Here is a 14030-nt window from a genome sequence, read left to right on the forward strand (position 1 = left end):
TTTTTAATGATAGTTGACAAAAATACGGATATTTTCACAAAATAAAGAGGGAATTCAGTAGTTTTACACTCTTAAAAACCTTAAAATTTACCCAATGAAAATTCTCAAAAAAATAGGGATTGTTATCGTATTAATATTAGTAGTTGCACAATTTTTTGGTCCTGAAAAAAATGAAGGAAATTTAGATTCTGTAGAAATGTTTATAGCAGAAACAAAGCCGCCAGCAGATGTAAGAAAGATTTTAGAAACTACTTGTTATGACTGCCATTCTAGTAAAACCAATTATCCTTGGTATAATAATATTACACCCGTAAATTTTTGGTTAGCAGATCATGTAAAAGACGGTAAAAAGCATTTTAATTTTTCTACTTGGAGTACTTATTCATTAAAAAAGAAAGAACATAAAATGGAGGAACTTCATGAAGAAGTTGCCGAGAAAAAGATGCCGTTAGATTCTTATACATGGACGCATGGAGACGCGAATTTAACAGAAGCGCAAATAGATGCAGTTGTTTCTTGGGGTAAAAAAGTACAAGTAGATTATCAACAACAATTGAATACTAAATAATTGAATACACAGCAGGTTTTAATTATAGGTTACGTTTGGGTAGAGCCCAATTCTTCTGCTGCCGGAAGTAGAATGTTACAGTTGATTGAACAGTTTTTACAACAAGGGTTTAAAATAACCTTTTCTTCTCCATCTCAAAAAAGTGAGAAAGCTACAAGTTTAAATTCTTTAGGAATTGATGAAGTTGCTATTGAATTAAATAATGCCTCGTTTAACGATTTTATAAAAGAGTTACAACCAACAATTGTACTATTCGATCGTTTTATGATGGAAGAGCAATTTGGTTGGCGCGTTGCGGAAAATTGTCCTAATGCAATTCGGATTTTAGATACAGAAGATTTACATTTTTTACGTAAAACACGTCATCAACAATTAAAAAAAGGAGAAGAGTTTACAACAGAAGCATTATTAAAATCTGATGATGCAAAAAGAGAAATTTCCTCTATTTTACGTTGCGACATGAGTTTGATTATCTCTACCTATGAAATGGATTTATTGAAATCTACTTTTAAGGTTGATGAAAAAATTTTGTATTATTTACCTTTTTTATTAGATAAGATTGATGAAAATCAAACTAAAGAATGGAAGCCTTTTGAAGAAAGAGAACATTTTATATTTATTGGTAATTTCTTTCACAAACCAAATGTAGATGCTGTTTTAACTTTGAAAACTGAAGTTTGGAGTGAAATTAGAAAGCAACTTCCAAAAGCAGAAGTGCATATTTATGGCGCGTATGCAAGTCAGCAAATAAACCAATTACATAATAAAAAGGAAGGTTTTATTATTAAAGGTTTTGCGGAAGACGCTAAAGAAGTTGTTGGAAATGCGAGGGTAGTTTTAGCACCTTTACGTTTTGGTGCAGGAATAAAAGGAAAACTAACAGAAGCAATGATTTGCGGAACACCAAGTGTTACAACAGAAATTGGAGCAGAGGGAATGTGCTATAGATTTCCTTGGAATGGTTTTGTTGAAAATGATTTTACAGCGTTTTCAAACAAAGCTATCAAATTATATACTGATGAAAAACTTTTGATTGAATATCAAAAAAACGGTGTAGAAATCATCAACCAAATTTATGATAAAGAGAAACTTGGAGTGCCTTTTATCAATCAAATAAAAGAAATTCAATATAATTTAGAACAGCACAGAACTCAGAATTTTTTAGGGAGCTTGTTGCAACATCAAACTTTACAAGCTACAAAATACATGAGTAAATGGATAGAGGCTAAAAATAAGTAAGCAGTCTTCAGTTGGCAGTCTCAGTTTTCAGTAATCAACTGACTGGTTACTGCAAACTGAAGACTGCTTACTAAACCCTAAATCAACCCCGCTCTTCTTAAAAGTGCATCTGGTTTTGGTTCTTTTCCTCTAAAACGTTTGTACAATTCCATTGGTTTTTCTGTGCCACCTTTAGAAAGTACGTTGTCTTTAAATTTTGTAGCAACTTCTTTATTAAAAATTCCTTCTTCTAAGAAATACTCAAATGCATCTGCATCTAAAACTTCTGCCCATTTGTAAGAGTAATATCCGGCAGAATATCCACCTTGAAAAATATGAGAAAATGCGGTACTCATGCAGTTTTCTGCAACATCAGGATATAATTTTGTGTTTTCAAAAGCTGCATTTTCAAATTCTTTAATAGAAGTAATTGTCTGTGGCGACTCGCCACCATGCCATTGCATGTCTAGTAAGCCAAAACTAAGCTGACGTAAAGTTTGCATTCCCTCATGGAAACTTGCAGATTCTTTAATTTTCTCTACATATTTCATCGGAATAACTTCGCCTGTTTCGTAATGCTTTGCAAACAATTCTAAAGCCTCTTTTTCGAAACACCAGTTTTCTAAAACCTGACTTGGTAATTCTACAAAATCCCACGAAACAGAAGTTCCAGATAAGCTGTTGTAAGTCGTGTTTGCTAACATTCCGTGTAATGCATGTCCGAATTCATGAAATAAGGTGGTAACCTCGTTAAACGTTAATAAAGACGGTTTGGTTGCGGTTGGTTTGGTAAAGTTGCAAACAATAGAAACCTGTGGTCTTTCGTTAATTCCGTTTTTAATTTGTTGCGATTTGTAACTTGTCATCCACGCACCATTTCTTTTTCCTTTTCTAGGATGAAAATCAGCATAAAAATGCGATACAAAGTTTCCGTTTGTGTCGGTTACCTTATACGTTTTAACATCTTCGTGGTATTTGTCGATGTTATTTATTTCTTCAAATTTTAAATCATATAAACGATTGGCAATTTCAAAAACACCATCAATTACATTTTCTAATTTAAAATAAGGTTTTAAAGCTTCTTGATCTAAATCGAATAATTCTTTCTTCAGTTTTTCTGAATAGTAAGAACCATCCCATTTTTGAAGTTGGTCTATTCCGTCTAATTTCTTAGCGAAATTTTCTAAATTTTCAAACTCTTTTAAGGCAGCAGGTTTTGCTTTTTCTAAAAGGTTGTTAGAAAATTCAATTACTTTTTCTGGCGTTTCTGCCATTCTTTCCTCTAAAACAAAATGAGCATGTGTTTTATAACCTAATAAATTAGCTCTATTATGACGAAGATTTACTATGTCTAAAACAACTTGTTCATTATTAAACTCATTGTCTTGAAAAGCTTTTTTACCAGCTGCAATTGCCATTTTTTTACGCAATTCTCTATTGTCCGCGTATGTTAAAAAAGGAATATAACTTGGGTAATCTAAAGTGAAAACATACCCTTCTTTATCTCTAGATTTTGCTACTTCTTTAGCAGATTCTTTTTCGCTTTCTGGTAAACCAGCTACATCTTTTTCATCCGTTAAATGCATTTCGAAAGCTTGCGTTTCTGCTAATACGTTTTCTCCAAACTTTAAAGATAATTTAGAAAGTTTTGCATCAATTTCTCGAAGTTTCGTTTTATCTGCTTCCTTTAAATTAGCACCATTTCTAGCAAAACTTTTGTATTGCTTGTCTAAAAGCATGGTTTGTTCTGGAGTTAAATCTAAACTGTTTTTAGCATCAAAAACCGATTTTACTCTTTTAAATAACTCCTCATTTAAAGTAATGTCATTACTAAATTCACTTAGCCAAGGAGAAACTTCTTGTGCAATTTTCTGAATCTCATCATTGGTTTCTGCAGAATTTAAGTTAAAGAAAATACTAGTGATCTTATTCAGTTTTTCACCAGAAAAATCTAATGCAACCGTTGTGTTTTCAAAAGTTGGTTTTTCAACATTATTTGTAATTGCATCAATTTCTGCTTTGGCAATTTCAATTCCTTTTTTAATAGCAGGTTTGTAATCTTCATTAGAAATTTTAGAAAAAGGAGGCGTATTAAAATCTTGTAAAAGTGGATTCATTTTAAAAAAATGTGTAATTGTTTATTTGTGTAAACGTGTAATTGTAAAAAGCGAAAATCTATTTTTTTACTCTCTCCGAAGCTTGATAAACTTTCAGTTTCAATTCTTCTTTGTAAGCAATAATTTTATTTAAAACAAGCTCGTCTGAAGCGCCAATAATTTGTGCCGCCAAAATACCTGCGTTTTTTGCACCGTCTAAAGCAACTGTTGCAACCGGTACACCACCTGGCATTTGTAAAATTGATAAAACAGAATCCCAACCATCAATAGAATTTCTACTTTTTACAGGAACTCCAATTATAGGTAACGGACTCATAGAAGCTACCATTCCTGGTAAATGCGCTGCGCCACCGGCACCTGCAATAATTACTTTTATTCCTCTTTTGTGTGCGTTTTTAGAATAGTCAACCAATTTTTCTGGAGTTCTGTGAGCAGACACAATATCTACTTCTATTTTAATATCAAAACTCTCTAAAATGTCAATTGCTTCTTGCATTATTGGAAGATCAGAATCGCTTCCCATTATTATTCCTACCATATTTTTTCAATTATCAATTATCAGTTATCATTGATAACTGATAATTGTTTACTGTTAATTATTTTTACTAATTACTCTAATCGTTTCTTTTACTTCTTGCGCTACTTTTCTAGCAACTTCAATGTCTTTATTTACAATAGTAACATGTCCCATTTTTCTAAAAGGACGCGTTTCTTTCTTCCCATAAATATGAGGAGTAACTCCGTCAATTTTTAGAATTTCTTCTATGTTTTCATAAATTACATCACCAGAAAAACCCTCTTCACCTACTAAATTTACCATAATTCCGGCAACTTTACTATCTGTATTTCCTAACGGAAGGTTTAGAACAGAACGCAAATGTTGCTCAAACTGATTGGTATAACTCGCTTCAATAGAATAATGCCCAGAATTATGTGGTCTTGGGGCAACTTCGTTTACCAAAATTTTATCATCTACTGTTTGAAACATTTCTACAGCCAATAAACCAACAAAATCTAAATCGCTTACTACCTTTAAAGCCAATGCTCTTGCTTTTTCTGCAATACTATCGTCTATTCTTGCCGGACAAATAACATACTCAACCTGGTTTGCTTCTGGATGAAATTCCATTTCTACAACTGGGTATGTTTTTACTTCTCCAGTAATATTTCTCGCTACAATCACTGCCAATTCATTTTTAAAAGGAATCAGTTTTTCAGTAATACACTCAACATTTGGTAAAGATTCTAAATCAGCTATATTTCTAACAATTTTAACACCAGTGCCATCATATCCAAAACGAGCTGCTTTCCAAACAAAAGGATAGTCGATGATATTGTTTTCTACAGCGTGTTTTAATTCTTCTAAATAGGCATAATGAGAAAAAGCTGCAGTAGGAATTTGATGATCTACATAAAAGTTTTTCTGTCTTGCTTTGCTTTGTATAATGCGTAAATCTTTTGGTTTCGGAAAAATTGTTAAACCTTCATCTTCCAATTGATCTAAAGCATCTAAGTTTACGTTTTCAATTTCAATAGTTAAAACATCTACGGTTTTACCAAAGTTGTAAACGGCATCAAAATCTAATAAATCTCCAACTACAAAAGTGTTGCAAATTTTTGCACAAGGCGCATTTTTATTACTTTCTAAAATAGAAGTATGAATGTCTAATTTTTGGGTTTCTGCTAAAAGCATTCTACCTAATTGTCCGCCACCAAGAACGCCTAATTTAAAATCTGAAGAATAATAGTTTTTCACGTTGAGAATTGTTGTGTTTAGGCAAAAATAAGCAACTTATCTAAAGTACCCTATTAATAATTACTGATTCGAATTGAATTTCCAATTTTTTCAGCTTTGTATTCTATTGCAGGGCATTCAATACCTTCTGTTTGTGGAGTTCCTCCTAAATCCACACTATATCTTGATTCATCACAAGGGCATTTTAAAACTAAACCATCAAAATCCATAGGTAAATCACAATCATTATTTGGGCACATTCTATCAAACGCAAGAAATCTATCTAATCCTTTATTTATTAATAATATTCCCTTATATCCACCATTGATTTCAACACTACCAATAGTTAGTATTTTGTTGAAATCTGGATTGTCTAAAGATTTACTAATACTAATATCGAATGGTCTTAAACAGTAGGAAGGAAGATTATCCTCTACACAGCTATAAAACGCTAAAAAGCAGCAGAAAAACATTGTTTTTTTAATCATACAAAAGTTTCATTTTATTTAAAACGCTAGCAAGTTACAAATATTTTGTATATTTGTTATTCAATCTCATTCCTGTTAGGGTAATGGGATTTTTTAATATAAACCCGTGTTGGGTTTTTTTAGTGTAAAAGCAACTTGTTTTTAATAAATTTAAGAAGTTTATTAAATTTGAGTTCCAAATTAAAATAAAAAAAAATGAGTGAAATATCATATTATTCAGCAGAAGGATTAAAGAAATTGAAAGATGAATTGGTGCAACTAGAACAAGTTGAACGCCCTAGAGTAACTACAGAAATTGCAGATGCAAGAGATAAAGGAGATTTAAGTGAAAATGCAGAATATCATGCAGCAAAAGAAGAGCAATCTCACTTAGAATTTAAAATTGCCAAGTTAAAAAACGTTATTTCTAGTGCAAGAATTATAGATGAGTCTCAATTAGATACTTCTAAAGTATTGATTCATTCTATCGTAAAAATAAAAAACGTAGCTAATAAAATGGAGTTTTCTTACACGTTGGTTGCAGATTCAGAAACAGATGTTAGAAACGGTAAGTTGTCTGTAAACTCACCAATTGGTAAAGGTTTATTAGGTAAAGAAGTAGGCGATGTTGCAGAAATTAAAGTGCCAAATGGTATTATGAAATTCGAAATTGTAAATATTTCTAGATAAAAAAATGCTTTTGGCTTTTGGTGATTAGCCTTTAGCAAATAGCCAAAAGCGAATAACTAAAAGCTAAAAAATGAGCATTTTTACAAAAATCATAGAAGGAGAAATTCCTTGTTACAAAGTAGCAGAAGACGATAATTATATTGCTTTTTTAGATATTAACCCAAATGCAAAAGGGCATACGTTGGTAGTTCCTAAAAAAGAAGAAAACAAGTTGTTTGATTTATCTAAAGAAGATTATTTAAGCTTGATGGATTTTTCTTACCGAGTTGCAGAAGCTTTAGAAAAAGCAGTTTCTTGTAAAAGAGTTTGTATGAGTGTTATTGGTTTAGAAGTGCCTCATGTACACGTACATTTAGTGCCAACAAATGCAATGGCAGACATGCAATTTAATCAAAAAGTAAAATTAACAAATGATGAGTTTGTTGCGTTGGCGGCAAGTATTTCATCAGAATTTTTATAACAATTTTTTTTAGTCAGTTTGATGTTTATTTGGTTATGCTGTGCGTAAAAAAAATTAAGGAAGTGTTCTAAAGAGTTTTTTTGTCAATCTGAAATAAATTCAGATCCTTATGATTTTTTAATTTCTATACTTTCTAAACAATTTCTTAATATTTAAAAACCACGTTTTCTGTTGTGAAAACGTGGTTTTAAATATTCAACTAAAAAGTATTTGTCGATTTTTATTTTCTTAAAGTAAAATTATTCTACTAGTATTTTTTTAGTAATTCTTCCGTTTTCTGTAGCAATATTTACAATATAAATAGCTTTAGTAAGGTTGTTTACTTTTAATCTATTTTCTGTTGTAGTAGTTTCAATAGTATTCCATTCAGCTACTTTTTGACCTAATAGATTAAATAAAGTTACCTTTTTTAATTCTAAATTACTGTTGTTGTTTATTACTATTTCTTTAGCGTTATTATCTAAGTATACAGAAACTGTATTTTCTAAAATAGTATCTTCTATCCCTAAAACTACTTTTTTAGAAACTTCAGAAAAAGCAAGGACAAAGCGGTCTGTGTAGGTTCCTTTTGTAAGGGTTAAAATAATACTATCATTATTAAGTAAATAAGATGTATTTGTTAATTTATCTGTAATATAAACGTTTCTGTCAATCGCATTCCATTCATCTAAGCTAATTGTTACTTGTCCGTCATTAGATATTACCAACTCTAAAGGAATTTCTAATTCGTTAGAGATACTTTGTACACCGGTAATTACATATTTTTCATCAGTATTAGGAAATTTCCAATAGATATCTGTAGTTCCTACATCATAAATTTCAGTATCGTATCCTTTATCAAAGTCAAAAGAGTTATTGTTTTTAAATGAAATAGCTAATTGTCTATGTAAACTGACGTTATTGTCATCAGTATAACTCATTCCTAATTTAATAATTGGCAATGTATTTGTAAAGCTTGTTTTAGCTTTTGATTTTTTGTTTTCACTTTTAAAGAAATGAGAATTGTCTCCTTCTTGTATGTATTCTCTTTGGCTGTTGTTAAAAACAATAGGTCCAGAAAGTACATCGTCTCCTTCTATAAAAAACCCTTGTCCGATTGCTATAAAAGATTTTGGCTCTGTATAAGATCCACTACCTAAAGTAGGTGTACCATTATTACTGTTATTATTAACAACAACACTGTTTGCGGCAACTCCACCAGATAAGTTTCTTACAGCATATCCGCCAACGTATCCTCCGTAATTATGTCCTTCAGAACCATTGCTAGAAGCCTTTTCATCTACATGTTCCCAAAAATATAAACTACCGCTAGTAACTTCTAAATTATCTTGAATAAACTTTTTAGCACTTATAGCAGATGCGTAAGGGTTACCTACTAAATAAGAATCTCCTGCGCTAATAGATGTTGTTAACTCACCGTCTTTAGGAGTCCCAACAAAAGTATAATTTTGCACAGCACCAGGTCCTTTAAAGGTAAACCCATCGGTTTGTGAAATGGTACCACCTTTGTATTTATGAGTCCAACCAGATCTTCCGTTAGATCCTGTTGCATACGTGTATATCCAATGATCTGCTATAGAAATAGGAGTTGTAGTATTACCATCATAACCACCTACAAAGTTAATGTCTGTAATTGCAGAAGTTGCAGAGGTTGGTATTGTTCCGTCTTTTAATACGTCTTTAACAGTAAAGGTTGTGCTTCCAATAGTATTTACCGGAGAACTTAAGTAATTGTATCTGTATTTACTTGGTACTGTAGAGTTTTGGTCTACTAATAATTTACCATTACCAGTAACTTTAGAAGCTGTTTTATGCGTTTGAATTAACTGTGCCTTATTAGTGTTGTCTGAACTAATTAAGCGTATTTCATCGTTTGTATCTTTAATAATTATTTCATTGGTAACTACTAATAGGTTGTCTGTAATTGTAAAAATACTACTCTCTTTAACTTCTAATTTTCTAGCACTGAACTTACCTATATGATTATAATTTTCAGAAACCTTTACGTTTCTAGACCTATCTGGGTATCCGTTTGTCCAAACACTACTGCTTAATACGGTAGTTCTGTCTGTGAATTGAAATCTATGTAAACCTGGTTTTATATTGGCTTCGTCATTTGCAGTAGCTATTTCCGATAATAAAGGATCGTGTGCATGGCGTTCTATAGTATTATCATTTGCTTCATCTGAATAAGAAATAATGTCATCGTTAATAAAAGCAACCCATTCTGTGGTGTCTGCAGTTTTATTTGGTGCAGAAACTTCATCAATACGAACATAGCTTGTATTGTCTTCTATAGCTGATATCACATCAATTCTTGATGCCCAAGCATTCGTATTAGATATTCTTGTTAAAGCTATAATATCATTTGCAGCATCAAAATTGGTAACATTAGTATTTACAATTTCTGATGTTGTAGAAAGCTTATTAGAAACAGTTCCTGCAGATATTAATATAGATTCACCTGGGTTAATAACACTAGTATTAGAGGTAAAAGCAGTGGGAGCATTACCTGTTTGATCTCCAGAAGTGTTTTTAAAGAGCGCAATAATTGTTGCATTTGGTGCAATGATATTTGCAGCATGACTATTGGTAATTTCTATCCAACGTTCTGTGGCTGTTTGATATACTTGTGTAATCATAGCAACCCCACAGACATTTGTGTTTTTATCTAATGCATACGTATTGTAATTAGAAGTATAGTTTATAGAGGTTGTAGGGGTATCATTAACTTCTAAATTAGCAGCTAATCCATTATCTCCAACAGGGTTATTAGTAATATTTATTACAGCATCTGCCGTGTATGTGGTGGTGGTATTAATTACGTTTGCACTTTCTAATACTGCAGGCACACTAGCTTCAATAGTATCTGGGCAACCATCACCATCAGAATCTAAATCTAATTGATTTGGTATACCATCATTATCGGTGTCATTATTTCCTTCAGTTGTATCTAAAACGCCATCGTTGTCATCATCTATATCATATATATCTGCTATAAGATCTCCATCATAATCTCTTAAGATGTTAAAAGAAACAGAAGGAGAATCAGTGGTTCTATTGGTGTCTATTTGATCTTGTGTGTTTGTAGCTGTATTTGTTGTAGCGGCAATTGAGTTAATCCCAGTCATATCGTCTGCTTTTGCAACAATTGTAATTGTTTCCACTTGGCCACTTGTAAGATTTCCTAATGTCCAATTAGAAGTTGTCCAAGAACCACTACTTGGGCTTGCACTAACAATTGTTAATCCATTAGGCATCACGTCTGAAATGTTAATATTTGTAGCTAGATTAACCCATTTATTTTCTACGGTAATCTTAAAAGTAATGTTTTCACCTTCAAGTACTTCTGTTTTGTCAGCGGTTTTGTTTACCACAATATCTGGGTTACAGTAGTAAGCGGAAATTGGTTGAGAATCATAGGTACAACCTCCTTTAGAAACACGTACATAATAATCTCCAGATGTTGTTGGGGTGTAAGTTGCATTGGTTTCTCCTGGCATTAAAACCCCATTATCAAACCATTGGTAAGATTCAAAATTTTTAGTAACTACTTCAATAGCACTACCTGGTAAACAACCATCTCCACCGGTTATGGCTAATTCTGTAGCAGGTACAGTATCAAAGCCAGAAAAATACCCAGCGATACCTCTTGCTCCATTAAATCCTAAAAAACCTACTGCTATAGGGCCTGTAGAATTTACCGATACATTTCCTGTAAGTCCCGTAATATAAAATGTTTTCCAGTCTGATGTACCTGAAACAGCTTCTTCTGCAGGTAAGCTGGCTACACCATTATCATCAGTAACAATAATATTAGAGTTAGCTGTTGTAGTTGATGCTATGATAAATAAACCTCCAGATGCCGTAATTCCAGAAATATCTTCTATATTAGAAATATGATCCATTGCGTCAGGCAATAAACAGTTTACGGGAGCAACAAAATTTAAACTTACTGTAATAATAGATGAACTACCTGAAAGTACTTGGTAAGCGTATACGTCTTTGGTTGAAGACACAAACATATTTTTACCGCTTGTGGTACCAGAGTATTTAGAAGATGGTATTTCAGCATATTCTCCAATACCTATCGTAGCAAAAGGAGTAGTTTCATTATTTACATAAATTTCTGTGTTTGCTTGGGTTCCTATGATAATTACAAACTCATTAGTTGTACCACCGTTACCACGCACAAAAACATAGTCTTTTCCTAATTTGTCTTCTGGTACAGGTTGGTCTGCACCTGCATCTCTGCTTGCACTACTTGGGTTTACACCAAAATTTAACATTCCGTTACTAATGGCAATATCTTTGTCAGCATCAATAGAGGCACCAATCCATCCGTCTATATTTGCTGTAGTAGCATCTTTTGCAGCTTCAAGTACATAAGATTGTCCTTTGTTTAGTGTAATATTAATAGTATTATCAGTAATTCCGTCTACCGTATTTGTAGCTCTAAATTTACATGCTGTATTATAACCACTTATTTTTATTTGGGTATTGTCTTCTGTAGCCATAATACCTAATGTAGCACTCATTGTTTTATGATTTGCTTCAATAGGAGCGCCTCCCCATTTAAATTTCTGACCTAAAGCAGCTCTACCTTTAGAGGTAATTGAAGCTGCTTGTGAACCAGATCTACCTCTATAATTTACATAAAATTTTTCTCCGTTTTCAGATTCAAAACGCAAACCACTGTTAGATAATACAATACCTGTATTAGCATTGGTTACTAAAGTTATATTGTTATCTCCATTACCTGGGTTGTAGGTTTTTGGAGTTGCTTTTGATAGTGATAATGTAGTAATTGCTGTAGTACTTGTACCTCTATATATTTTTACATTGAAACTTGAAGTTTCTGGTGTGGATAAATAGATGGTTTGTTGCTGAATAGCTTGATTATTAGCGTCTTGTTTTAATGGCGGAAGGATATGTAAGTCACTTAATTGACTATAACCAACTTGTGTTATGGTTAATAAAATTATAAAGATGAATATTTTATGTAAATTATTTTTCATTAGATAGGTCTTTTTAAATTTTACGCTACACTTTTAAGGTGTTGTATTACAGTGTATTACTGTACAAAGATAAAAAGTGCTTTAGAAAAATAGAAAATTATTATTTGATTACCCTCGTTAAGCAAGGTGAACTGCAAGTTACTTTCTTTAAACGGTATTTTTACGGATTAAAAAAGCACTAATAGTAGCTGTGGTTGGTGTTTTAATGCTATTATTTTCGTTATTTTATGAGGAAGGATGGTATGTAGTTTCTTTTTAGTTTAAAAAAAACTACACTTTATTCAATAAAATCTCAAAAGTAGTTCCTTTGTCAATTTCAGATTTTTGAACAAATATTTTTCCTTTATGGTAATCGGAAACAATACGTTTAGAAAGTGATAAACCTAAGCCCCAACCACGTTTTTTAGTAGTAAAACCAGGTTTAAAAATCTGTTTAAATAGTTTTTTAGACATTCCTTTTCCGGTGTCTGAAACGGTGATTTTTACTTTTTTGGGTGTGTTTTCTATGTTAAGTCTCAATTCTCCTTTGCCTAACATGGCATCAATAGCGTTTTTGATAAGGTTTTCTATAACCCAACCAAATAACTCAGTATTTAAAAGGGTATAAATCTCGGTGTCTGAAGTTGTAAAAAAGAAAGAAATTTGCTTAGAACTTCTAGATTCTAAATAATCGAAAGCTTGTTTAGTAATGGCAACTACGTTTTCTTTTTCTAACTCTGGAGTAGAACCAATTTTAGAAAAACGATTAGCAATGGTATTTAATCTACTAACATCTTTTTGTATTTCTTCTACATATTTATCATCAACTTTTTCCATCTTTAAAATGGCAATCCAACCTAGAAGAGAAGATAATGGTGTGCCAATTTGATGTGCCGTTTCCTTTGCCATACCTGTCCAAAGTTTATTGGTTTCTGCAACTTTATTAGAGCTGTAAAACATATAAATAACACTCAAAAATAGAAATAAAATTAAAATTAACGCAATAGGATAATAGGTTAATCTGTTTAGTAAATCTGAATTTCGATAATAAATAAATTGTTTGTTTTTTCCTTTGTAACTAACTTCTATAGGCTGGTTTTCTGCCTTCATTTCTGTCAGTTGTTTTTCTAAGTATTTAGGATTTAAGGCTTTTACAGAATCAAGATTTTGAAAATATTCTATTTCTCCTTTGTCGTTTACCAGAATCATGGGAATATTATTGTTATTCTCAATTATTTTTAAAGGTAAATCTACGTTGGCATCTAAGTTGGTATCGCTCGCAATTTCTTTTTGTGCAGTTGCTAAGATTTCCATTTTAATACGTTCTTCATGTTTAAATTTCTGAAAGAAAGTATAGGTGTTCCATAAAATTAAAGAAACAATAATAAACGAAATAAAAATTGTAATTCGTTTAAATAAAAGGGTGTTAGAAAAAATTTTCATCAAAACAAATATAAGGTTTCATGTGTATAACTCATTTAAAGATGAGATAGTATCTTTACAAACCAAAAATATTTGAATACTATGTAATAGTATTAGGGGCTACTAAAAATATCTAATGCTTCAGTAAACTTTATAAAATTCAATTTGTTTAGACAGAAGTTATTGCGTGGAGATTTGAATTAGAAAATAGGATTATGAATAAAAATATTTTATTAAAACGGTTTTTAAACATATAAAACACTTAAAAACAGTTAATTAAGGAAGTGCTATTTCTTGTGTGTTTTAGTGAAGCGGTCTTACGTCTTTTTATTGACACTAGTGAAGTAATCTTATTA

General features: G+C 31.7%; 10 protein-coding genes. 4 read left to right on the top strand and 6 right to left on the bottom strand.

All coding sequences use genetic code 11. From position 1 onward, the window contains the following. The first annotated feature begins 94 nt into the window (after window positions 1-94). The gene (locus MPF19_RS02945) at window positions 95-568 is read left to right on the top strand and encodes a heme-binding domain-containing protein (RefSeq protein ID WP_203392565.1); all 474 of its coding nucleotides are present in this window, start codon (window positions 95-97) and stop codon (window positions 566-568) included. After that, entirely contained in the window at window positions 569-1807 is a 1239-nt protein-coding gene (locus MPF19_RS02950) for a glycosyltransferase family 4 protein (RefSeq protein WP_249986709.1), read from the top strand. 77 nt (window positions 1808-1884) lie between these two features. Here MPF19_RS02950 and MPF19_RS02955 read toward each other — a convergent pair whose 3' ends face one another. Genes MPF19_RS02955 through MPF19_RS02970 form a run of 4 tightly spaced genes read right to left on the bottom strand, consistent with a single transcriptional unit; the run spans window position 1885 to window position 6126 of the window. After that, entirely contained in the window at window positions 1885-3903 is a 2019-nt protein-coding gene (locus tag MPF19_RS02955; protein ID WP_249986710.1) for a M3 family metallopeptidase, read from the bottom strand. Window positions 3904-3961: 58 nt separating this feature from the next. After that, entirely contained in the window at window positions 3962-4441 is a 480-nt protein-coding gene (purE, locus tag MPF19_RS02960; RefSeq protein ID WP_249986711.1) for a 5-(carboxyamino)imidazole ribonucleotide mutase, read from the bottom strand. 54 nt (window positions 4442-4495) lie between these two features. Next, the gene (locus MPF19_RS02965; protein WP_249986712.1) at window positions 4496-5659 is read right to left on the bottom strand and encodes a 5-(carboxyamino)imidazole ribonucleotide synthase; all 1164 of its coding nucleotides are present in this window, start codon (window positions 5657-5659) and stop codon (window positions 4496-4498) included. A 53-nt stretch (window positions 5660-5712) separates the two neighbouring features. Then, entirely contained in the window at window positions 5713-6126 is a 414-nt protein-coding gene (locus MPF19_RS02970; RefSeq protein ID WP_249986713.1) for a Rieske (2Fe-2S) protein, read from the bottom strand. Window positions 6127-6321: 195 nt separating this feature from the next. Here MPF19_RS02970 and greA point away from each other — a divergent pair, with 195 nt between their 5' ends. After that, window positions 6322-6795 (top strand): transcription elongation factor GreA, encoded by a 474-nt coding sequence (greA, locus tag MPF19_RS02975; protein WP_068449307.1) that lies wholly within the window; start codon window positions 6322-6324, stop codon window positions 6793-6795. 70 nt (window positions 6796-6865) lie between these two features. Further along, entirely contained in the window at window positions 6866-7255 is a 390-nt protein-coding gene (locus tag MPF19_RS02980) for an HIT family protein (protein ID WP_249986714.1), read from the top strand. Window positions 7256-7494: 239 nt separating this feature from the next. Here the strand turns inward: MPF19_RS02980 and MPF19_RS02985 are convergent, their stop codons facing one another. Then, entirely contained in the window at window positions 7495-12273 is a 4779-nt protein-coding gene (locus MPF19_RS02985) for a DUF8693 domain-containing protein (protein WP_249986715.1), read from the bottom strand. A gap of 270 nt (window positions 12274-12543) precedes the next feature. After that, window positions 12544-13695, bottom strand: coding sequence for a sensor histidine kinase (locus MPF19_RS02990; RefSeq protein WP_249986716.1), 1152 nt, complete (start codon window positions 13693-13695; stop codon window positions 12544-12546). Window positions 13696-14030: the final 335 nt, after the last annotated feature.

It is taken from the genome of Polaribacter sp. Z014 (assembly GCF_023555435.1).
Classification (GTDB): domain Bacteria; phylum Bacteroidota; class Bacteroidia; order Flavobacteriales; family Flavobacteriaceae; genus Polaribacter.